This window comes from Actinosynnema sp. CA-299493 (genome assembly GCF_050946825.1).
In the GTDB taxonomy this organism is placed as follows: Bacteria; Actinomycetota; Actinomycetes; order Mycobacteriales; family Pseudonocardiaceae; genus Actinosynnema.
Genome location: NZ_CP191993.1, coordinates 4,398,892 through 4,423,780 on the forward strand (window position 1 = coordinate 4,398,892; position 24,889 = coordinate 4,423,780).

The 24,889-nt window shown below is 75.1% G+C and carries 2 protein-coding genes; both read left to right on the top strand.

Features of this window, described 5'->3' with window-relative positions:
* The first annotated feature begins 128 nt into the window (after window positions 1-128).
* A complete protein-coding gene (locus ACQPYE_RS18230; protein ID WP_498722569.1) occupies window positions 129-21,257 on the top strand; it encodes an SDR family NAD(P)-dependent oxidoreductase in 21,129 nt (7,042 codons plus the stop codon).
* Between the two features lie 574 nt (window positions 21,258-21,831).
* Window positions 21,832-24,636, top strand: coding sequence for a helix-turn-helix transcriptional regulator (locus ACQPYE_RS18235; RefSeq protein ID WP_498722571.1), 2,805 nt, complete (start codon window positions 21,832-21,834; stop codon window positions 24,634-24,636).
* Window positions 24,637-24,889: the final 253 nt, after the last annotated feature.

The window sequence follows — 24,889 nt, forward strand, 5'->3', positions numbered from 1 at the left end:
AGTGACCCATCGCCGCCCCCGGCAGCCGCCGGGGGCGGCGCAGCGGTTCCCGCGACCGGGGCAGCGCCCGGTGGCGGGGTGCGTCGTGTCCAGGATCGACCCGAACGGTCAGACCGGTTGGAGCGCCGATGAGCGAGTCGGAGAACGTCGTGCCCGAGTCCACCGCACCGAACCCGGTCGTGGACCGGCTGGCCGGCCTGCACCGGGCGGAGCAGGAGCGCGTGCTGCTGGAGGTCGTGCTCCAGCAGGTCGTCGAGGTGCTCGCGGCGGCCTTGCCGGACGCGCCGCCGACCGTGGACGCCACGCGCCCGTTCCGCGACCTGGGCTTCGACTCGCTGGCCGCGGTCGACCTGCACCGCAGGCTCGGCGCGGCGACCGGCCTCGCGCTGCCGGTGACGCTGGTGTACGACCACCCGACGCCGCTGGCCGTGGCGCGGTTCGCGCTGGAGCGCGCGCTCGGCGAGCACGTCGCGGTCGAGATCGCCGCCCCGGCCGTGGCCGGACGCCGCGACGAGCCGATCGCGGTCGTCGGCGTCGGCGTGCGCTACCCCGGCGGCAGCGACACCCCCGAGAAGCTGTGGGACGTCGTCGCGCAGGGCCGCACCGTGATCAGCGGGTTCCCGACCGACCGCGGCTGGGACCTGGACGCGCTGTTCGACGACGAACCGGGCAAGCCCGGCAAGTCCTACGTCCGGCGCGGCGGGTTCCTCGACGCAGCCGCGGAGTTCGACGCGGAGTTCTTCGGCATCAGCCCGCGCGAGGCGCTGGCCATGGACCCCCAGCAGCGGCTGGTGCTGGAGACGGCGTGGGAAGCGCTGGAGCACGCCGGCGTCGACCCGCTCGCCCTGCGCGGCAGCGACACCGGCGTCTACATCGGGGTGGAGCCCCAGGACTACGGCCCCCGGCTGCACCAGGCCCCCGAGGGCCTGGACGGCTACCTGCTGACCGGCAACGCGCCCAGCGTCGTGTCCGGCCGGCTCGCCTACGCCTTCGGCCTGGAGGGGCCGACCGTCTCGGTGGACACCGCGTGCTCCGGTTCGCTGGTGGCGCTGCACCTGGCCGTGCGGGCACTGCGCGACGGCGACTGCACGACGGCGCTGGCCGGCGGTGTGGCGGTCATGGTGCACCCCGGCGCGTTCACCGCGTTCAGCACGCAGCGCGGCCTGGCGCCGGACGGGGTGTGCAAGCCGTTCGCGGCGGCGGCCGACGGCACCGGCTGGGCCGAGGGCGCGGGTGTCGTCGTGCTCATGCGGCTGTCCGACGCGCTGGCCGCCGGGCACCGGGTGCTCGGCGTGGTCCGCGGCACGGCGATCAACCAGGACGGCGCGTCCAACGGCCTGACCGCGCCCAGCGGCCCGGCCCAGCAGAAGGTGATCCTGCGCGCGCTGTCCGACGCCGGCCTCGAACCGTCCGAAGTGGACATGGTGGAGGCGCACGGCACCGGCACCCGGCTCGGCGACCCGATCGAGGCGCAGGCGCTGCTGGCCACCTACGGCCAAGGGCGCGACGAGCCGCTGTGGCTCGGCTCGATCAAGTCGAACATCGGCCACAGCCAGGCGTCGGCGGGCATCGCCGGCCTGGTGAAGGTCCTGTACGCGATGCGCGAGGGCGTGCTGCCCAAGACCCTCCACGTCGACGCGCCCACCCCGAACGTCGACTGGACCTCCGGCGACATCGAGCTGCTGACCGAGTCCCGCCCGTGGCTCCGTGGCGACCGGCCCCGGCGCGGCGCGGTGTCGTCGTTCGGCGTCAGCGGCACGAACGCGCACGTCATCCTGGAGGAGCCGCCCGCCGCCGAGCCGGCTGTCACCGGACCTGCCGCCACCGGGCCAGCCGCGGCGCCGGAACCGGGACCCGTGGTGCTCGTGGTGTCCGCGCGCGGCGATGCCGCCCTGCGCGCCCAGGCCGACCGCCTCGCCGGGTTCCTGGCCACGCCCGACCCGCGCACCGGCACCGCACCGGACCTGGTCGACACCGCGCGCGAGCTGGCCACCCGCCGTGCCGCGCTGGAGCACCGCGCGGTGATCTTCGCCGACGACCGCGACGACGCCGTCCGCGCGTTGACCGCGCTCGCGCGAGGAGAGGAAGCGCCCGGCCTGGTGCGCGGCGCGAAGGAACCGGGGCTGCTCGCGTTCCTGTTCACCGGCCAGGGCAGCCAGCGGCTGGACGCCGGCAGGCGGCTCTACCGGGCGTTCCCCGTGTTCGCCAAGGCCCTGGACGCCGCGTGCGGCTGGCTGGACCTGCAACTGGACCACCCGCTGGGCGACGTGATGTTCGCCGAGCCGGGCAGCGACCTGGCGGCGCTGCTCGACCGGACCTCCTACGCGCAGAGCGCCCTGTTCGCCCTGGAGACCGCGCTCTACCGACTGGTCGAGTCGTGGGGCGTGCGCCCGGACGTGCTCGTCGGCCACTCGTTGGGCGGGATCACCGCCGCGCACGTCGCGGGCGTGCTGTCGCTGGAGGACGCGGCGCTGCTGGTCGGCGCGCGTGGCCGGCTGATGCAGGAGCTGCCCGCCGGTGGCGCGATGGTGTCCGTGCGCGCCGCCGAGGACGAGGTGCGCCCGCTGCTCGCCGGCCGGGAGCACGAAGTCGACGTCGCCGCGGTCAACGGGCCGCGCGCCGTGGTGCTGTCCGGCGCGGAGGACGCCGTGCTGGAGATCGCCGGCGTGCTCGCCGAGCGCGGTGTGAAGACCAAGCGGCTGCGGGTCGGCCGGGCTTTCCACTCGCCGCTGATGGAGCCGGTGCTCGCCGAGTTCCGGCGGGTCGCCGAGGTCATGACCTACTCGCCGCCGACGATCCCGGTCGTCTCCGACGTCACCGGCCGGCCCGCGACGGCCGACCAGCTGTGCTCGCCGGAGTACTGGGTCGAGCAGGTGCGCCGCGCGGTCCGGTTCCACGACGCCGTGCGGCAGCTCGCGGGCAGCGGGGTGACCACGTTCCTCGAACTGGGCCCGGACCCGGTGCTCACCGCGATGGCGCAGGACACCGTGGACGACGAGGACAGCGCCTTCGCCTCACTGCTGCGCAAGGACCGCGACGAGGTCGCCGACGTGCGCGCCGCCGTGGCGCTGGCGCACGTGCGCGGCGCCGGCGTGGACTGGGCGGCGCTGCTGCCCAAGGGCGTCGGCGACCGCGTGGACCTGCCGACCTACGCGTTCCAGCGCACCCGCTTCTGGCTGGCGCCCGACGCAGCCGGTGCCGACGCCGCCGGCCTGGGCCAGCGCGCCGCCGACCACCCGCTGGTCGGCGCGGTGGTCGGGCTCGCGGGCGGCGACGGCGTGGTGCTCACCGGCCGGGTGTCCCGGCGCACCCACCCCTGGCTCGCCGACCACACCATCTCCGGCGCGGTGCTGCTGCCCGGCACCGCGTTCGTGGAGCTGGCGGTGCGCGCCGGGGACGAGGTCGCCTGCCCGGTGCTGGAGGAGCTGACCCTGGAAGCGCCGCTGGTGCTGCCCGACGAGGGCGGCGTGGTGCTCCAGGTGGTGGTGGACACGCCCGACGACGACGGCCGCCGCACCGTGACCGTCCACACGCGACCGGAGAACTCGCCCGGCGCGGTCGTGTGGACGCGGCACGCGGGCGGTGTGCTGGCCGCCGGTCCCGTGCCGACGCCGCAGTCCCTCGACGCGTGGCCGCCGGTGGGGGAGCGGGTGGACGTCTCCCGCGTCTACGCCGACCTGGCCGAGCGCGGCTACGGCTACGGGCCGGTGTTCCAGGGCCTGCGCGCGGTGTGGCGCCACGGCGACGACGTGTACGCCGAGGTGGCGTTGCCGGACGACGCGCGGGCCGCGGCCGCGGACTTCGGTCTGCACCCCGCCGTGCTCGACGCCGCGCTGCACGCGCTGGACGCGGCGGGCGTCGGCCCGGCGGACGAGGTGCGCATCCCGTTCGCCTGGAGCGACGTCGTGCTGCACGCCTCAGGCGCTTCGGCCGTGCGGGTGCGGATCTCCCCGGCGGGCGACGACGCGGTCACGCTGACCGTCGCGGACCCGAGCGGGGCGCCGGTCGCGACGATCGGGTCGTTCGTGTCCCGCGCGGTGACCGCCGAGCAGCTGGCCGCCGCCCGCCGCGAGCACCACGAGTCGCTGTTCCGGCTGGAGTGGACGGGCAGGCACGCCGCGCCCGCGCCGGCCGGTCGCGCCGTCGTCCTGGGCGCGAGCCGCCCGGGGGTGACCGGGTACGCCGACCTGACCGCGCTGTCGACGGCGCTGGCGACCGGCGCGGCGGTGCCGGAGGTGGTGCTCTACGAGGTGCCCGAGGCGGGCGGCGACCCGCTCACCGCCGTGCGCGCGTCGGTGAACGCGGTGCTGGACGTGCTGCGCGCCTGGTTGGCCGACGAGCGGTTCGCGTCGTCGCGGCTGGTCGTGGTGACCCGCGACGCGGCGGCCGACGACTTGGCGCACGCCCCGGTGTGGGGTCTCGTGCGCGCCGCGCGGGCGGAGCACCCCGACCGGTTCGCCCTGGTCGACCTGGACGGTGCCGCGGAGTCCGCGGCCAGGCTGGTCGACGCCGCCGCCACCGGCGAACCGGAACTCGCGGTGCGCGCGGGCGCGGTGCTGGCGCCGAGGCTGGCCCCGGTGCCGGTCGTCACCGACCCGCCGACCGTCCCGTTCGGTGGTGGGACGGTGCTGGTGACCGGCGGCACCGGTGGGCTGGGCGCGGTGTTGGCGCGGCACCTGGTCGCCCGGCACGGTGTGCGGTCGTTGGTGCTGACCAGCCGCCGCGGGCTCGACGCCACCGGCGCGGCGGAGTTGCGCGAGGAGCTGTCGACGGCGGGCGCGCGGGTCGAGGTGGTGGCGTGCGACGTGGCGGACCGGGACGCGGTGGCGGCGTTGGTGGCCGGCATCACCGACCTGACCGCCGTGGTGCACGCGGCCGGTGTCGTCGCCGACGGCACGGTCGGCACCCTGGACGCCGAGCAGGTCGACACCGTGCTGCGTCCCAAGGCCGACGCCGCCTGGCACCTGCACGAGCTGACCCGCGACCGCGAGCTGACCGCGTTCGTCCTGTACTCCTCCCTCGCCGCGCTGCTGGACAACCCCGGCCAGGGCAACTACGCGGCGGCCAACGCGTTCCTCAACGCCCTGGCCTCCCGCCGCCGTGCCGAGGGCCTGCCCGCGACCGCGTTGACCTGGGGCCTGTGGCTCGGCGACCACGGCATGGGCGCGGTCCTGGACGACGCCGCGCTCCAGCGCGTCGAGCGCTCCGGCATGCCCGGCCTGACGCCGGCGGAGAACTTGGCGCTCCTCGACGCCGCGCTCACCACGGCCGAACCGGTCGTCGTGCCGGTCCGGCTCGACCTGGCCGCGTTGAGCGCCCGCGTCGACGGCGTGCCCGCGCTGCTGCGCGGCCTGGTGCCGGCGGCCCGGCGCACGGCCGGCGGGTCGGTGGCCGGTGGCCCGGCGCCGCTGGCGGGACTCGCCGACCTGCCCGAGGCGGACCGCGACGCGAAGCTGCTGGAGCTGGTGCGCACGCACGTGGCGGCGGTGCTGGGGCACGACAGCCCGCAGGCCGTGGAACCGCGCAAGGCGTTCCGGGATTTGGGCTTCGACTCGTTGGCCGCGGTGGAGCTGCGCAACCGGTTGAACGTGGTGACGGGGTTGCGGCTGCCCGCGACGCTGGTGTTCGACCACCCGACTCCGGTGGCGCTCGTCGCGCACATCCGGGAGAAGGCGCTCGGCGCGGCCACCCCGACGGCCGCGCCGGGCCACCCCGTCGAGCGGGTCGCGGCGGTGATCGACGAGCCGATCGCGATCGTCGGCATGAGCTGCCGCTACCCGGGCGGCGTGACGACGCCCGAGCAGCTGTGGGACCTGGTCGCGAGCGGGACGGACGGCATCACGCGGTTCCCCGAGGACCGCGGCTGGCACGTGGCCGACCTGTACGACCCGGAGCCGGGCAAGCCCGGCAAGACCTACTCCGTGGAAGGCGGCTTCCTCACCGACGCGCTGGACTTCGACGCGGAGTTCTTCGGGGTCGGTCCGCGTGAGGCGACGGCGATGGACCCGCAGCAGCGGCTGCTGCTGGAGACCTCGTGGGAGGCGTTGGAGCGGGCGGGCATCGACCCGACGTCGCTCAAGGGCAGCCCGACCGGTGTGTTCGCCGGCGTGATGTACCACGACTACGCGTTGCGGCTCAAGCACATCCCCGAGGACCTGGCCGGCTACCTGGGCAACGGGTCGTTGGCGTCGGTCGCGTCCGGCCGGGTGTCCTACGTGCTCGGGCTGGAAGGTCCGGCGGTCACCATCGACACGGCGTGCTCGTCGTCGTTGGTGTCGATCCACCTGGCGGCGCAGGCGTTGCGCAACGGCGAGTGCACGCTCGCGCTCGCGGGCGGCGTCACGGTCATGGCGACGCCGGACACGTTCCTGGACTTCAGCCTCCAGCGCGGGTTGGCCGGTGACGGCCGGTCCAAGTCGTTCTCCGCCGACGCCGACGGCACGGGGTGGTCGGAGGGCGTGGGCATCGTGGTGCTGGAGCGGTTGTCGGACGCCCGGCGCAACGGTCACCAGGTGCTGGCGTTGTTGCGTGGTTCGGCGGTGAACCAGGACGGCGCGTCGAACGGCTTGACCGCGCCGAACGGTCCTTCGCAGCAGCGGGTGATCCGCGCGGCGTTGGCCAGCGCGGGTCTGTCGCACACGGAGGTCGATGCGGTGGAGGCGCACGGCACCGGCACCCGGTTGGGTGACCCGATCGAGGCCCAGGCGGTGATCGCGACGTACGGCCAGGACCGTTCGGAGCCGCTGTGGTTGGGCTCGATCAAGTCCAACATCGGTCACACGCAGGCGGCGGCGGGTGTGGCCGGTGTGATCAAGATGGTGATGGCGATGCGCGAGGGCGTGTTGCCCAGGACGTTGCACGTGGGTGAGCGGACTCCTCAGGTGGAGTGGTCGGAGGGGTCCGTCGAGTTGTTGACGGAGGCGCGTTCGTGGCCGGAGACGGGTCGTCCGCGTCGGGCCGGTGTGTCGTCGTTCGGGATCTCGGGCACGAACGCGCACCTCGTCCTGGAACAGGCCACCGACGAGCCGGACGTCGTGCGGTCCGAGGTCCCGCTGCGGGCGCCGATCGTGTTGTCCGGCCGCACGGACCAGGCCGTGCGCGATCAGGCGGCCCGGCTGGCGCAGCGGCTGACCGCCGAGCCCGACCTGGCGCTGCCGGACGTGGCGCGTTCGCTGGCCACCGCCCGTGCCGCGCACGAACGGCGGGCCGCCGTCGTCGCCGCCGACCGTGACGGCCTGGTCGCCGCGCTGACCGATCTCGCCGCCGGTGGCACCGGGTCCGGTGTGGTCCAGGGCGGTCGGGCGCCCGGCGGCTTGGCGATGTTGTTCACGGGTCAGGGTTCGCAGCGGCTCGGCATGGGTAGTGAGTTGTACGCGCGGTGGCCGGTGTTCGCGTCGGTGTTCGATGAGGTGTGCGCGGCGGTGGATGCCGAGCTGGGTCGTTCGTTGGCCGGTGTGGTGTTCGGCGACGATCAGGGTGCTCTGGACGACACGGCGATCAGTCAGCCGGCGTTGTTCGCGTTCGAGGTGGCGTTGTTCCGGTTGTTCGAGTCGTGGGGTGTGAGGCCTGATTACGTGGCGGGTCACTCTGTGGGTGAGATCGCGGCGGCGTACGTGGCCGGGGTGTTCTCGCTGGCGGACGCGGTGAAGTTGGTGGTGTCACGTGGTGCGTTGATGGGGGAGATGCGGTCGGACGGCGGCATGGTCGCGGTGGTCGCCGGCGAGGACGAGATCCGCACGTGGCTCGCGGGTGTCGAGGACAAGGTGGCCGTGGCGGCGGTGAACGGGCCGCGTTCGGTGGTCGTGTCGGGTGATCGTGCGGTGCTGGACGAGTTGGTGATGCGCTGGAAGGCCGAAGGGCTGAAGACTCGCGCGTTGAGGGTGTCCCGCGCGTTCCACTCTCCGCACGTGGAGCCGGTGTTGGACCGGTTCCGCGAGGTGGTGGGTTCCTTGTCCTTTGTTGAGCCTCGGGTTCCGGTGGTGTCGAACGTGACGGGTCGGGTCGCCGGTCCGGGTGAGCTGACCGACCCGGAGTACTGGGTGCGTCACGTCCGGGGTGCGGTCCGCTTCCACGACGGCGTGCGAGCGTTGGAGGAGCGGGGCGTCACGACCTACCTGGAAATCGGCCCGGACGCGGTGCTCACCGGTCTGGGCCAGGACTGCCTGGTCGAACCCGACTCGGCGTGGTTGGTGCCCGCGTTGCGCGCCGACCGGTCCGAGGCGGCGACCGCCGCGCTGGCGCTCGGCGCGTTGTTCGTGCGCGGCGCGGAACCGGACTGGGCCGAGCTGGTCGGCGACTCGCGCGTGGTGGACCTGCCGACCTACCCGTTCCAGCACCGCCGCTACTGGCTGGACGCGACGAGCGGTCCCGGCGACGTCACGGCGGCCGGACTCGGCCCGGCCGGGCACCCGCTGCTCGGCGCGGCGGTCACCACGGCCGACAACGGCGGCGTGCTGCTGACCGGCCGGCTGTCGCTGGGCACCCACCGCTGGCTGGCCGACCACGCCGCGGCGGGCACGACCCTGCTGCCCGGCACGGCGTTCGTGGAACTCGCCGTGCGCGCGGGCGACCAGGTCGGCTGCGACCGGGTCGAGGAGCTGACCCTGGAGGCGCCGCTGGTGCTGCCCGAGCTCGGCGGCGTGGTGCTCCAGGTCGCGGTGGGCGGTGAGGACGCGACCGGGCGTCGCGCGGTGACGATCCACTCGCGGCCCGACGGCGCCGAGGACGCGTGGACGCGGCACGCCACCGGGTTCGTGGACCGCGCACCGCGCACCGCGCCCGAGCGGCTCGCCCAGTGGCCGCCCGCCGACGCGACCCGCGTGGACGTCGAAGCGCTCTACGACGAACTGGCCGCCGGTGATTACCAGTACGGGCCGGTGTTCCGCGGTCTGCGTGCCGCGTGGCGGTCCGACGACGCGGTCTACGCGGAGGTGGCGCTGCCCGACGGCGTCGACGCGGCGGGTTTCGGCCTGCACCCGGCGTTGCTGGACGCCTGCCTGCACGCGACCGGCGCGGGCGGCGACGAGGGTTTCGTCGAGCTGCCGTTCGCGTGGACGGGCGTGTCGCTGCACGCCACCGGCGCGACCGCCGTCCGGGTGCGGGTGACCCCGGTCGGCGACCACGCGGTGGCGCTGCTGCTCACCGACCCGGCGGGCGACCCGGTGGCGACCGTCGACGCGCTGGTCACCCGGCCGGTGCCGGTCGCCGCGCTGACCGCCGCCACCGGCCCGGACGTGCTGTACCGGGTCGACTGGGTGCCCGCGTCGGCAACGCCCACGGCGGGCACGCTGGTCGAGGTGGCCGACCTCGCCGACCTCGCTGACCTGGTCGAGCTGGTCGACGTGCCGGACTGGGTGCTGCTGCGCCCGGCGCCCGCCACCGCCCGGTCCACGGTGGACGCCGTGCTGGCGACCGTGCGGACGTGGCTGGCCGATGACCGCTTCGCCTCCGCGCGCCTGGTCGTGACGACCTCGGGCGCGGTGCCCGCGGGCGGGACGGCCGTGGACGAGTCCGTCGCGCCCGCGTGGGCCCTGGTCCGGGCCGCCCAGGCGGAGAACCCGGACCGGTTCGTGCTGCTGGACCTGGACGACCCGGCCGCCGACCCGCGCCCCGCGCTCGGGCTGGCGGAGCCGGAGGTCGCGGTCCGCGCCGGCGCGCTGCTCGTGCCCCGGCTGGCCCGGGCGACCGGCGGGCCCGCGTTCGAGTGGACCGACGAGGACCGGGTGCTGGTCACCGGCGGGACCGGTGGCCTGGGCGCGCTGGTGGCGCGGCACCTGGTCGGGCGCGGCGTGCGGTCGTTGGTGCTGACCAGCCGCCGGGGGCTCGACGCGGCCGGCGCGGTGGAGCTGCGCGACGAGCTGACCGCGGCGGGAGCGCGGGTCGAGGTCGTGCCGTGCGACGTCGCCGACCGCGACGCGGTGGCCGCCGTGCTGGCAGGCGTCGACGGCCTCACCGCGGTGGTCCACGCGGCCGGCGTGCTGGCCGACGGGCTCGTGTCGGGCATGACGCCCGAGCAGGTGGACACCGTGTGGCGGCCCAAGGCCGACGGCGCGCGGCACCTGCACGAGCTGGCCGGCGACCTGCGCGCGTTCGTGCTGTTCTCCTCCGCCGCCGGCGTGGTGGACGGCGCGGGCCAGGGCAACTACGCCGCCGCGAACGCCTACCTCGATGCGCTCGCGCACGCCCGCCGCGCCGACGGCCTGCCCGCCGTCTCCCTGGCCTGGGGGCTGTGGGAGCAGCGCAGCGGGATGACCGCGCACCTGTCCGAGGCCGACGTGGCGCGGATGGGCCGGGCCGGGCTGCCCGCCCTGCCCACCGCGGACGGCCTGGCCGCCTTCGACGCCGCCCTGGCGGCGGCCGAACCGGCGTTGGTGCCGGTCAAGCTCGACTTCACCGCCCTGCGCGCTCGCGGCGGGCAGCTGCCCCCGCTGTTCCGGGGACTGGTGCGGCCGGCGCGACGTGCGGCGGGCGCGGTCGGCGCGGGCGGGACGCGCTTCGCCGACGAGCTGGCGGCCCGGCCCGCCGCCGAGCGCGACCGCGTGCTGCTGGACCTCGTGCGCGCCCACGTGGCGGCGGTGCTGGGGCACGACAGCCCGCAGGCCGTGGAGCCCGGACGCGCGTTCAGCGAGATCGGGTTCGACTCGCTGGCCGCGGTGGAGCTGCGCAACCGGTTGAACTCGGCGACCGGGTTGCGGTTGCCCGCGACGCTGGTGTTCGACTACGCGACCCCGGCGGCGCTCGCGGCGCACATCGGCGGCACGGTGCTGGGCGACGAGCCTCGGGTCGAGCCGGCGCCGACGCCGGTCCGCCCGGTCGACGACCCGATCGCCATCGTCGCGATGAGCTGCCGCTACCCCGGCGGGGTGACCACGCCCGAGCAGCTGTGGCGGCTGGTCGCGGACGGGGTGGACGCGGTGTCGGAGTTCCCCGGCGACCGGGGCTGGGACGTGGACGCGATCTTCGACCCGGAACCGGGCCGCGCCGGCAAGACCTACGTGCGCGAAGGCGGTTTCCTGCACGACGCGCTGGACTTCGACGCGGAGTTCTTCGGCATCGGTCCGCGTGAGGCGACGGCCATGGACCCGCAGCAGCGGCTGCTGCTGGAGGCGTCCTGGGAGGCGTTGGAGCGGGCGGGCATCGACCCGACGTCGCTCAAGGGCAGCCCGACCGGTGTGTTCGCCGGCGTGATGTACCACGACCACGGCACCCGGTTGCGCGAGGTGCCCGAGGACATCGCCGGGTACATCGGCAACGGCAGCATCGCCAGCGTCCTGTCCGGGCGCGTGTCCTACGTGCTCGGGCTGGAAGGTCCGGCGGTGTCGGTGGACACGGCGTGCTCGTCGTCGTTGGTGTCGATCCACCTGGCGGCGCAGGCGTTGCGCAACGGCGAGTGCACGCTCGCGCTCGCGGGCGGCGTCACGGTGATGGCGACGCCGGACACGTTCGTCGACTTCAGCCTCCAGCGCGGGTTGGCCGGTGACGGCCGGTCCAAGTCCTTCTCCGCCGACGCCGACGGCACGGGCTGGGGCGAGGGCGTGGGCCTGCTGGTGCTGGAGCGCCTGTCCGACGCCCGGCGCAACGGCCACCAGGTGCTGGCGCTGCTGCGCGGGTCGGCGGTCAACCAGGACGGCGCGTCGAACGGTCTGACCGCGCCGAACGGTCCTTCGCAGCAGCGGGTGATCCGGGCGGCGCTCGCGGCGGGCGGCGTGCGGCCCTCCGAGGTGGACGTGGTGGAGGCGCACGGCACCGGCACCCCGCTGGGTGACCCGATCGAGGCGCAAGCGGTCATCGCCACCTACGGCCAGGACCGCGACACGCCGCTCTACCTCGGTTCGATCAAGTCGAACATCGGCCACACCCAGGCGGCGGCGGGCGTCGCGGGCGTGATCAAGATGGTGCTGGCGCTGCGGGCGGGTGAGGTGCCGCGCACGCTCCACGTCACCGAGCCCAGCCCGCAGGTCGACTGGGCGCTCGGCGCGGTGGAACTGCCGACGAGCACGCTGCCGTGGCCCCGGACCGGGCGTCCGCGCCGCGCCGGCGTGTCGTCATTCGGCATCTCGGGCACCAACGCGCACGTCGTGCTGGAACAGGCGCCCGCCGAGTCCCCGGCGGACGCGCCCGAGCCGGTCGAGCCCGACCTGACCGAGGTCGGGCCGGTGCCGTTCGTGCTGTCCGGCCGGACCCGCGCGGCGGTGGCGGAGCAGGCCGCGCGGCTGGCCGCCCACCTGGCCGAGCACACCGACCTGCGTGCGGTGGACCTGGCGCACTCGCTGGTCACCACGCGTGCCGCGCTGGAGCACCGCGCGGTCGTCGTGGGCGAGGACCTGGCCGAGCTGCGGGCGGGTGTCCAGGCGCTCGCCGAGGGCGATGCGTCCGCCACCCCGGTCGAGGGCGTCGCCGGCGCCGATCCCCGCGTGGTGTTCGTGTTCCCCGGTCAGGGCACGCAGTGGGCGGGGATGGCCGTCGAGCTGCTGGACTCCTCGCCGGTGTTCGCCGGGCGGATGGCCGAGTGCGCCGCCGCGCTGGAGCGGCACGTGGACTGGCGGCTGCTCGACGTCGTGCGCGGTCTGCCCGGCACCCCGCCGCTGGAACGGGTCGACGTCGTGCAGCCCGTGCTGTGGTCGGTGATGGTGTCGCTGGCCGAGCTGTGGCAGTCGCACGGCGTGCGCCCGGACGCGGTCATCGGGCACTCCCAGGGCGAGATCGCGGCGGCCGTCGTCGCGGGCGGGCTGTCGGTGCAGGACGGCGCGGCGGTCGTGGCGCTGCGCAGCCTGGCGATCGCCGAGGACCTGGCCGGCAAGGGCGGGATGATGTCCGTGCTGCTGCCCGTGGAACGGGTGCGCGAGCACCTCGTGCCGGGCGTGTCCGTCGCGGCGGTCAACGGCCCGGCGTCGGTGGTGCTCTCCGGCGACCCGGCCGCGCTCGACGCCGTGGGCGAGGCGCTGACGGCCGGCGGCGCGCGGGTGCGGCGGGTGGCGGTGGACTACGCCTCGCACTCGTCACACGTGGAAGCGGTGCGCGACCGGCTCGCCGAGGTGCTCGCGGGCATCGCGCCGCGCACCGGGAACGTGCCGTTCTACTCGACGGTCACCGCCGAGCCGGTCGACACCGCGACGCTGGACGCCGACTACTGGTACACCAACCTGCGCGAGACCGTGGACTTCATCGGCGCCACCCGCGCGGTGGTCGCCGCCGGCCACGCGGTGTTCGTCGAGTGCAGCCCGCACCCGGTGCTCACCGCGGCCGTGCAGGACACGGCCGACGCGGACGGGGTCGAGGTCGCCGCCGTCGGTTCGCTGCGCCGCGACGACGGCGGCCCGCGCCGGGTGCTGCTCTCCCTCGCGGAGGCGTGGACGCGCGGCGCGCCGGTGGACTGGGCGGGACTGCTCGCCGAGGCCGCTCCGCGCACGATCGGCCTGCCCACCTACGCCTTCCAGCGCCGCCGCTTCTGGCTCGACGCGACCGCGCCCGCCGGTGACGTGTCGTCGGCCGGCCTCGGCTCCGCCGAGCACCCGCTGCTCGGCGCGGTCCTCACCGTCGCGGACTCCGACGAGGTGCTGCTCAGCGGCCGGTTGTCGCTGTCCTCGCACGGCTGGTTGGCCGACCACGCGCTGTCCGGGGCACCGCTGCTGCCGGGCACCGCGTTCGTCGAGCTCGCGCTGCGGGCCGGTGACGAGGTCGGCTGCGACCTGGTGGAGCAGCTCACGATCGAGGCGCCGCTGCCGCTGCCCGACCGCGGTCGGGTGCGGGTGCAGGTCCGGGTCGGCGCGGCCGACCGGACCGGGCGCCGTGCCGTGACCGTCCACTCGCGACCGGACGACCGGGACGGCCCGTGGACCCGCCACGCGTCGGGCTCGCTGGCCGCGACCGGCGCGGAGGCGGACTTCGAGCTGACCGCGTGGCCACCCGCGGGGGCCGAACCGGTCGACCTGACCGACGCCTACGACGTGCTGGCCGGTCGCGGTTACCACTACGGCCCGGCGTTGCGCGGGCTGCGCGCCGCGTGGCTGGCCGGCTCCGAGGTCTACGCCGAAGTCGCGCTGCCCGAGGGCGTGGCCGCGACCGGCTTCGGCCTGCACCCGGCGCTGCTCGACGCCGCGCTCCACGCGGCGCTGGTGGTGGAGGACCCGACCGGTCCGCCTCAAGTGCCGTTCGAGTGGACCGGTGTCGGGCTGTTCGCGACCGGCGCGACGGCGCTTCGCGTGCGGTTGACGCGGTCCGGCGCGGACGGTCTCGCGATCCGGGTCGCCGACCAGAGCGGCGCGCCGGTCGCCGCCGTGGCCGCACTGCTGTCCCGCGAGGTGTCCACGCCGACCGGTGGCGTGGCGGACGCGCTGTTCGGGATCGACTGGGTCCCGCTCACGGCCGACCCGACCGGTGGCCGGATCGTGGTCCTCGGCGGGCAGCTCGGCAAGTACGTGCCGCAGGTCGCGGGCCTGCCCGAACTGACCGACGTGCCGGACTGGGTGGTGCTCCCGGTCGTCCCGACGGGCGACAGGTCCACCGTGGACGAGGTGCTGGCGGTGGTCCGGGACTGGCTGGCCGACGAGCGGTTCGCCGCGGCCCGCCTGGTCGTGCTGACCCGGGGCGGCGCCGACGCCGGCGACGCGCCGGTCGACCCCGCCGTGGTCGCGGTGCACGGTCTGGTGCGCGCGGCGGCCTCGGAGCACCCCGACCGCTTCGTGCTGGTGGACACCGACCGGTGGCCGGTCGGGTGGGACGAGCTGACCTCGGCGCTCGGCGCGGGCGAACCCGAGATCGCGATCCGCGACGAGGAGCTGTTCACCCGCCGCCTGGTGCGGGTGCCGGTGGTGGCCGGTGCGCCGACCTCGTCGTTCGGTGGTGGCACGGTGCTGGTCACCGGTGGCACCGGCGGGCTGGGTGCGGTGCTGGCGCGGCACCTCGTGGTGGCGCACGGCGTGCGGTCGTTGGTGTTGACCGGGCGCCGGGGGCCGGCCGCGCCGGGTGCGGAGGAGCTGCGCGAGGAGCTGTCGACGGCGGGCGCGCGGGTCGAGGTGGTGGCGTGCGACGTGGCGGACCGGGGTTCGGTGGCGGAGTTGCTGGCCGGCATCACCGACCTGACCGCCGTCGTGCACGCCGCCGCCGCACTCGACGACGCGCTCGTCACCGACCTGGACGCCGCGCGCTTCGACACCGCGTGGCGGCCCAAGGCCGACGGCGCGCGGCACCTGCACGAGCTGACCCGCGACCGCGACTTGACGGCGTTCGTCGTCTTCTCGTCGGCGGCGGGCGCGGTGGACGGCGGCGGCCAGGGCAACTACGCCGCGGCCAACGCCTACGTGGACGGCCTGGTCCACGCCCGCCGCGCCGCCGGACTGCCCGGCACGTCGCTGGCCTGGGGCTTCTGGCAGCAGCGCAGCGGGATGACCGCGCACCTCACCGACGCCGACGTGGCCCGCATGGCGCGCTCGGGCCTGCTCGGGTTGACCACCGAGGAAGGCCTGGCGCTGTTCGACACCGCCCTGGCCGCCGACCGGGCGCTGCTCGTGCCGATGCGGCTGGACACGGCGGCGCTGCGGGCGCGGGGCGAGGTGCCCGCGCTGTTCCGCGCGCTGGTGCGCAAGCCCGTGCGCCGGGTGTCCGGTCCCGCGGACGCGGACGGGCCGTCGCTCGCCGACCGGCTCGCCGCGCTGCCCGGGGCCGACCGCGACCACCTGCTGCTGGAGCTGGTGCGCACGCACGTGGCGGCGGTGCTGGGGCACGACGGCGTCGAGGCGGTGCAACCGCGCAAGGCGTTCCGCGACCTGGGCTTCGACTCGTTGGCCTCGGTGGAGCTGCGCAACCGGCTCAACGCGGTGGCGGGGTTGCGGCTGCCCGCGACCCTGGTGTTCGACCACCCGACGCCGCTGGTCCTCGCGGCGCTGCTCAAGTCCGAGCTGCTGGGCGACGACACCCCGGCGGAGGCCGCACCCACCCCGGCGGTGGTGTCCGACGACCCGATCGTGGTGGTCGGCATGGGCTGCCGGTTCCCCGGCGGGGTGAGCACGCCCGAGCAGCTGTGGCAGCTGCTCGTGAACGGGCGCGACGGGATGACCCCGCTGCCGTCCGACCGGGGCTGGGACGTGGAGGGCCTGTACGACCCGGAGCCGGGCAAGGCGGGCAGGTTCTGCGCGCTGGAGGGCGGCTTCCTGCACGACGCCGCCGACTTCGACCCCACGTTCTTCGGCATCTCGCCGCGTGAGGCGCTGGCGATGGACCCGCAGCAGCGGTTGCTGCTGGAGACGTCGTGGGAGGCGTTGGAACGGGCGGGCATCGACCCGGCCGGCCTGCGCGGCAGCCACACCGGTGTGTTCGTGGGCATCATGTACAACGACTACGCGACCCGGCTGGACCACGTCCCGGACGACCTGGCGGGTTACGTGGGCAACGGGTCGTTGGCGTCGGTCGCGTCCGGCCGGGTGTCCTACGTCTTCGGGTTCGAGGGGCCCTCGTTGTCGGTGGACACGGCGTGCTCGTCGTCGTTGGTGTCGATCCACCTGGCGGCGCAGGCGTTGCGCAACGGTGAGTGCTCGCTCGCGCTCGCGGGCGGTGTGAGCGTGATGTCCACCCCGGACACGCTGATCGACTTCAGCCTCCAGCGCGGGCTCGCGCCCGACGGTCGGGCCAAGTCCTTCTCCGCCGACGCCGACGGCACCGCGATGTCCGAGGGTGTCGGCGTGGTGGTGCTGGAGCGGTTGTCGGACGCCCGGCGCAACGGTCACCAGGTGCTGGCGTTGTTGCGTGGTTCGGCGGTGAACCAGGACGGTGCGTCGAACGGCTTGACCGCGCCGAACGGTCCTTCCCAGCAGCGGGTGATCCGGGCGGCGTTGGCCAGTGCGGGCTTGTCGCACACGGAGGTCGATGCGGTGGAGGCGCACGGCACCGGCACCCGGCTCGGCGACCCGATCGAGGCCCAGGCGTTGTTGGCGACCTACGGCCAGGACCGTCCGGAGCCGTTGTACCTGGGTTCGGTGAAGTCGAACTTCGGTCACACGCAGGCTGCTGCGGGTGTGGCCGGTGTGATCAAGATGGTGATGGCGATGCGCGAGGGCGTGTTGCCGAAGACGTTGCACGTGGGTGAGCGGACTCCTCAGGTGGAGTGGTCGGAGGGGTCCGTCGAGTTGTTGACGGAGGCGCGTTCGTGGCCGGAGACGGGTCGTCCGCGTCGGGCGGGTGTGTCGTCGTTCGGGATTTCGGGCACCAACGCGCACCTCGTCCTGGAACAGGCCCCGGCGGCGGAACCGGTCCCGGTGGACACCGACGCCGTGACGCCGGTCGCGCCGCTGCTGGTCTCGGCGGTCGGTGAGGCGGCCCTCCGGGCGCAAGCGGCCAACCTGCGCGCGGCGCTGGCCGAGGGCTTGCCCCTGGCGGACGTGGTCCGCGCCGCCGCCACGACCCGGTCGGCGCTGGAGCACCGGGCCGCCGTCTCCACCGCCGACCCGGACGCCGTTCTCACGGCGCTGGACGCGTTGGCGCGCGACGGCGAAGGGCCGGGCGTGGTGCGCGCGGATCGTTCCGCGGGCCGGGTGGCGATGCTGTTCACGGGTCAGGGTTCGCAGCGGCTCGGCATGGGTCGTGAGTTGCACGCGCGGTGGCCGGTGTTCGCGTCGGCCTTCGACGAGGTGTGCGCGGCGGTCGACGCCGAACTGGGCCGTTCGTTGGCCGGCGTGGTGTTCGGCGACGATCAGGATGCTCTGGACGACACAGCGATCAGTCAGCCGGCGTTGTTCGCGTTCGAGGTGGCGTTGTTCCGGTTGTTCGAGTCGTGGGGCATCAGGCCTGATTACGTGGCGGGTCATTCCGTGGGTGAGATCGCGGCGGCGTATGTGGCCGGGGTGTTCTCGTTGGCGGATGCGGTGAGGTTGGTGGTGTCGCGGGGTGCGTTGATGGGGGAGATGCGGTCGGATGGCGGCATGGTCGCGGTGGTGGCGACCGAGGAGGAAGTGCGGCGCTGGCTGGTCGGGTTCGAGGGCCGGGTGGACGTGGCGGCGGTGAACGGGCCGCGTTCGGTGGTGGTGTCCGGTGATCGTGCGGTGTTGGACGAGTTGGTGGTGCGGTGGAGGGCGGAGGGTCTGAAGACTCGCGCGTTGCGGGTGTCGCGTGCTTTCCACTCTCCGCATGTGGAGCCGGTGTTGGACCGGTTCCGCGAGGTGGTGGGTTCGTTGTCCTTCGTGGAGCCTCGGGTTCCGGTGGTGTCGAACGTGACGGGTCGGGTCGCGGAGCCGGGTGAGTTGACCGATCCGGAGTACTGGGTGCGTCACGTCCGGGGCGCGGTCCGCTTCCACGACGGTGTGCGCGCGTTGGAGGGACAAGGGGTCACGACCTACCTGGAAATCGGCCCGGACGCCGTCCTGACCGGTCTCGCCCAGGAGTGCTTGCTCGACCCCTCGGCGGCGTTGTCGGTGCCGGCGTTGCGCGCCGACCGGTCCGAGGCGGCGACCGCCGCGCTGGCGCTCGGCGCGTTGTTCGTGCGCGGCGCGGAACCGGACTGGTCGGCGGTGTTCGCCGGGTCCGGCACGCGGGTCGTGGACCTGCCGACCTACCCGTTCCAGCGCCGCCGCTACTGGCTCGACGTGGTGGACGGGAGCGCGGGGCACCCGCTCGCGGGCGAGGTCGTGGCGCTCGCCGACGACGGCGTCCTGCTCACCGGCCGCGTCTCCCTGGCCGCGCAACCGTGGCTGGCCGACCACGTGGTGGCCGGTCGGGTGCTGGTGCCCGGCGCGGTGCTGGCGGAGCTGGCGGTCCACGCGGGTGACCAGGTCGGCGGCGACCGGGTCGAGGAGCTGACCCTGGAGGCGCCGCTCGTGCTGCCCCGGCGTGGCGGTGTGGTGCTCCAGGTCGCGGTGAGCGGTCCGGACCCGTCCGCGCGGCGGTCGCTGACCGTCCACACGCGGCCGGACGTCCCCGGCTCCGAGTGGACCCGGCACGCCACCGGTGTGCTCACGCCCGGCCTCGCGACCCCGGTCGCCGACTGGGACGAGTGGCCGCCCGCCGACGCGGTGGAGGTCGACCTGACCGGGTGGTACGACGCGCTGGCCGATCGCGGCTACGCCTACGGCCCGGCGTTCCGCGGCCTGGTGGCGGCGTGGCGACGCGGTGACGAGGTGTTCGGCGAGGTGCTGGCGGACGACGCGACGGCCGCCGGGTCGGACCGGTTCGGCCTGCACCCGGCGCTGCTGGACGCGGCTTTGCACACCACCGCGCTCCTGGACAACGGTGACGACGACGGGGTCAGCGTGCCGTTCGCCTGGCGCGACGTCGTCCTGCACGCGTCCGGCGCGTCGGTGCTGCGCGTGCGGCTGAGCCGGGCCGAGGACGGCGGCTACGCCTTCGAGCTGGCGGACGCGGCCGGTGCGCCGGTCGCGTCGGTCGGATCGCTGGCGGTGCGCCCGCTGCCCGCTTCCGGGCCGGGGCTGGACGCGCTGCACCGGGTCGACTGGACCTCGGCGCCCGGTGTGGCCGGCGCCCCGGTGCGGACGGCCGTCGTCGCGCCGGCGTCCCGGTTCGGCGCGGTCGCGTACCCCGATGTGGAGGCAGCCGTGGCCTCCGGCGCGGACTTCGTGCTGTTGCCGCTGGAACCGACCTCGGGCGACGATCCGGCGGACGCCGGTCGCGAGGCGGTGGCGCGACTGGTCGACGTGCTGCGCGACTGGGTCCGCGCCGCGCCGGCGGCGCGGTTGGCCGTGGTCACGACCGGCGCGGTCGCGGTCGCGGAGGACGAGTCGGTGGTGAACCTGGCGCACGCGCCGTTGTGGGGCCTGCTGCGGTCGGCGCAGGCCGAGCACTCCGGCGTGGTCGTGGCGGTGGACGTGGACGGACGCGCCGAGTCCGACCACGCCGTGGCCGCCGCCCTGGCGTCGGGTGAGCCGCAGGTGGCGGTGCGCGGTGGCCGGGTGACCGTGCCCCGGCTGGTGCGGGCCGCCGGCGGTGGCCGCCCCGACTTCGGCGAGGGCACGGTGCTGGTGACCGGTGGCACCGGCGGGATCGGCGCCGTGGTGGCCAGGCACCTGGTGACCGCCCACGGTGTGCGTCGGCTGCTGCTGGTCGGCCGGCGCGGGCCGTCCGCACCGGGCGCGAAGGAGCTGGTGGCGGAGCTGTCCGCGGCCGGTGCGGCGGTCGAGGTGGCGGCGTGCGACGTGGTCGACCGCGACGCGCTGGCCGGGTTGCTGGCCGGGGTCGAGCTGTCGGCGGTGGTGCACGCGGCGGGCGTGGTGGACGACGCGTTGCTGACCGACCTCGATGCCGGACGGGTCGACGCGGTGTGGCGGCCCAAGGCGGAAGCGGCGTGGCACCTGCACGAGCTGACCCGCGACCGCGACCTCAAGGCGTTCGTGCTGTTCTCGTCGCTGGCGTCGGTGCTCGGCGGCGCGGGCCAGGCGGCCTACGCGGCGGCGAACGCGTTCGTGGACGGCCTGGCGCGGGCACGTCGGGCGCAAGGCCTGCCGGCGACGGCCCTGGCCTGGGGTCTGTGGCAGGGGGTCGACAGCGCCATGACCGCGGGCCTCGGTGACCTGGACCTGCGGCGGATGGCGGAGTCGGGTGTGGTGGCGCTGAGCCCCGAGGAAGGGTTGGCGCTGTTCGACGCGGCGGTGGCGGCCGACCGGGCGGAGCTGGTGCCCGCGCGCCTGGACTTCGCGGCGGCGCGCTCGTCCTCGGGCGCCGTCCCGGCCGTGCTGCGCGGTGTGTCGCGCGGTGAGCGCCGTGCCGCGCGGTCCGCCGAACCGGAAGCCGTGCGGCTCGACGCGCTGCCGGCCGCCGAGCTCCGCACGCACCTGTTGGAGCTGGTCCGGGCCGCGACCGCCGCGGTCTTGGGCCACGACGGGCCGCAGGCGGTCGACCCGGCCAAGGGCTTCCTGGACCTCGGCTTCGACTCGCTGGCGGCGGTCGAGCTGCGCGACCGGCTGGGTGATCGGTTGGCCGACCGGCTGGGTGGGCGGCTGGACGTGCGGCTGTCGGCGACGCTGGCCTACGACCACCCCACGCCGGCGGAGGTGGCGGACTTCCTGGTGACCGAGCTGGGCGGCGCGGGCGAGGCGGCGCCGTCGCTGGAGGACGAGCTGGCCAGGCTGGAGGCGGCGCTCGACGTGACCGCGCCGGCCGAGGAGGAACGCGCCCGCGTGGAGGCGAGGTTGCGCGCCCTGGTGGCCCGGCTGGCCCTCGCCACGCCCGAGTCGGGGAACGCGGAGGCGTCGCTCGACGCGGTGACGGCCGACGAGCTGTTCGACATCCTCGACGAGGAGCTGGAGACGACGGACTGACCGGGTGGTGGAGCGTGGTTGCGCTCTCACGCTCCGTGTCGACGGGAGCCGGTCCGGCTCCCGTCGAACACCTCCCGGGGTGAACAGAGGCCACTCACGGCCACTCTGTGGTGTTGATCCGTACGGCCGCACCGACACGCCGAGTCATGGCCGACCGAACCCCGATTAGTGCGGAAATGCTTCGGGGGCGCAGGTGGCCCGTGTCACCAAAATGGGTGGCCCGGTTCGGGCCCGACCAATCGGCTCCGGTGCATTACCGGCAGGGCGAGAGGTGTCCGGGCCGAGACCGATTTCATGATCAACTTCCACTCAAGTCTCTGAACTGTGACTTTATGGGTGATTTACTGAGCAGTAGCTTGCAGGACGGTGTTTCATTTGGGTTCCATTCGGGCGTGGAACGGGCAGGGTGGCGAGCGATTCGGCCTTCGGGGAAAGCTCTGAATGACTTTCCCCGCCGCATCTACACTTCCGTCTTGTACAGTTGTCTAGCCGCTGGCATTGCGCTGGGTAGTCGTGCGGCTGCGCAACGTCGCGCGATTGATTACGGACAGCAACGCGGGACTGGGGAGGAACTGTGCGCCTAGTGGAACGCGACCAAGTCCTCGGGCAGCTGACGCAGTTGATCGCCGCGGCAGTCGACGGCCGGGGTCAGGTCATCCACGTGAGCGGTCCGGGCGCCGGTGGGAAGACCGTGCTCGTGCGCGCGCTCGACGAGCCGGCTCGCGCGGCGGGCGCACTGGTGTTCGCGGCCACCTGCTCGCGTGACGAGCGCGGTCTGCCCGGTGGGGTGCTGTCGCAGTTCGCCACCGGGCCGGCGGACGAGGCGACCGCCCGGTTGGGCGCGGCGCCGGACTCGGACGCCGACACCTCCGACCTGGCCCGGCGCTCACCGCACCTGGTCCGCGAGGCCGGCGAAGCCCTGCTCGACCTCGCCCGCACGCGGCCGGTGGTGCTGGTGGTGGACGACGTGGAGCACGCCGACCCGCTCAGCCTGCAGACCTTGCTCTACCTCATGCGCCGCGTCGGCGGCGCGCGGATCGCGGTCGTGCTCACCGAGTCCGACTACTCGGGCCGGGGCAACGCGCTGGTCCTGGCGGAGCTGACCCGGATGCCGTGGTACACCGGCGTGCGGCTGGCCCCGCTGTCGCAGCGCGGGGTCGCGCAGCTGGTCGCCGACCTGCTCGACCCCGCCACCGCGAACCGGTGCGCGCCGTCCTACCACGCCGTGACCGGCGGGAACCCGTTACTGGTCAAGGCACTCGTGCAGGACCACCGGGCGGCGTTGCACGACGACCCGGACACCGACGTCGCGATCGGTGAGGCGTTCCGCCAGGCGGTCCTGGCGTGCCTGCACCGCTGGGGCCCCGACCTGCTCCACGTCGTGCGGGCCATCGCGGTGCTCGGCGAGAACGCCGCGCCCGAACTGCTGGGCAGGTTGCGCGGCATCCCGGCCGCGGCGGCCGAGGCGGTGTCCGCGCTGGACCACGCCGGCCTGCTGGACGACGGTCGGTTCCGGCACCCGGCGGTGCGGGCGGCCGTGCTGGGCGACCTGCCCGCGTACGAGCACACCCGGCTGCACCGCGCCGCGGCCGACCTCCTCTTCGCCGAGGGGCTGCCCAGCACCGACATCGCCGCGCACCTGGTGGCGGCCGGATCGGCCGACGCGCCGTGGGCGGTGGCGGTGCTGCGCGACGCGGCGGACAGCGCGCTCGCCGAACACCGCCTCGACCGCGCGGCCGAGTGCCTGAAGCTGGCCCGCACCGTCGCACCGGGCGACGACCCGACCGCGACCGCCTCGCTCGTCGCCGCGCTGGCCGCCGTGCAGTGGCGCACCGCGCCGTCCGTCGTCGCGCGCCACCTGCCCCCGCTGCGCCGCGCGGCCCGCGAAGGCCACCTGACCGTGCGGGACACCAGGGCGTTGCTGCGCTACCAGCTCTGGCACGGGCACACCGCCGACGCCGAGGAGACCCTGCGCGCGCTGGAGGACGCCACCGACGTGGCCGTCCGCCCGGCGGGCGCCCCGGCGGTGACCGAGCACCGGGTGCTCCGGGACTGGGTGCGTGCCGTGCACCCCACCGTGGCCGTCGCGGTCCACTCCGGCAGCGGTGACCGCCGCACGGCGCTCGCCCGGGACCACCCCGAAGAGGTGCTGGCCTCCGCCGAGTGGGTCCTGCGCAACCGGTGGATGCCCGACAGCGCGCCCGAACTGGCGGTGCACGCCCTGCTCACGCTCGGCGCGTGCGGCGCGGTCGCCCGCGCGCGTCAGTGGTACGACGCGCTGCGCGAGGAGATCGGCCAGGGTCAGGCGTCGGCCTGGAAGGCCGTGCTCGCCGACGTCCGCGCCCACCTGGCGCTGATGGAAGGCGACCTGGTCACCGCGGAGCGGCTGGCCCGGCTCGCGCTCACCGCGCTGGCGCCGCACGACTGGGGCCCGGCGATCGCCTCGCCGCTGGCGGCCCTGGTGCTGTCCACGGCCTGGCAGGGCAAGCACGAGGACGCCCGCGCGCACCTGCGGCGCAGCGTGCCGATCGCGGCTCGCGACACCGCGCACTGGGCGGTGTACCTGCGGGCACGCGGGCACGCGCACCTGGCGGCGGGCAGGCCCGACGCCGCGTTCGCCGACTTCGACGAGTGCGGCGCCCTGGCCGTGCACTGGGACCTCGACCTGCCGGCGCTGCTGCCGTGGCGCACGGACCTGGCCCAGGCGTTGTTGCGCCTCCAGCGCCCCGAGCGGGTGGGCGAGCTCGCGCTGGCCCAGCTCGACCGGCCCGGCGCGCAGGTGCCCCGGGTGCGCGCCACGTCGCTGCGGTTGCTGGCCACCGCCGCCGAGGCGAAACCGCGGCTGCCCATGCTGCGCGAAGCGGTGACGCTGCTCCAGGAGGCGGGCGACCAGGTCGAGCTCTCGTTGGCCCTGGCCGCGTTGAGCACGACGCACGACGAGCTGGGCGAGACCGGCGCGGCCGAGATCGTCGCCAAGCGCGCGATCCGCGTCGCCGAGGCCTGCGGCGCCGGCGCCCTGTGCCGTCGTCACCTGTTGCCCCAGTTGGACCTCGCGCCCGCCACCGAGGGCGAGGGCGAGCCCGCCGCCGGCGTCGACGAGGAGTCGGACGACCTGGCCACGTTGAGCTCCGCCGAACGCCGGGTCGCGGCGCTGGCCGCGCTGGGGCACACCAACCGCGAGATCGGGCGCAAGCTCTACATCACGGTCAGCACCGTGGAACAGCACCTGACCCGCGTGTACCGCAAGCTCAAGGTCCGCCGCCGCGCCGACCTGCCGACCGGTCTGCTGCCGGGCTCCGCGGACCTGTGGGCGGGGCCGCTACCGGTCCAGACCACGGCGGCCATGACCTCGACCCGCTCCACCTCGGTCCACCGGTGACCGGTCGCCCGGGGCGTCGGACACCGGGCCGACGTCCCGGCGGCGTGCCCATCGCGTGAGGTGTCGGGGCGTCGAGCGCGCTCGCGGAGCCGGGGCCGTCGACGCGGTCCGGCCGACCGCGCCAGGACCGGAGCGGCGGGTAGGTCTAGGCCCACCTCAACTGTGTTCCTAGGGCCATAGGAAGCAATGCCCGCCGCCAATAGCTTTGTCATGAACGACAACCAGGACCGGAACCAGGAGTGATGATGTTCGG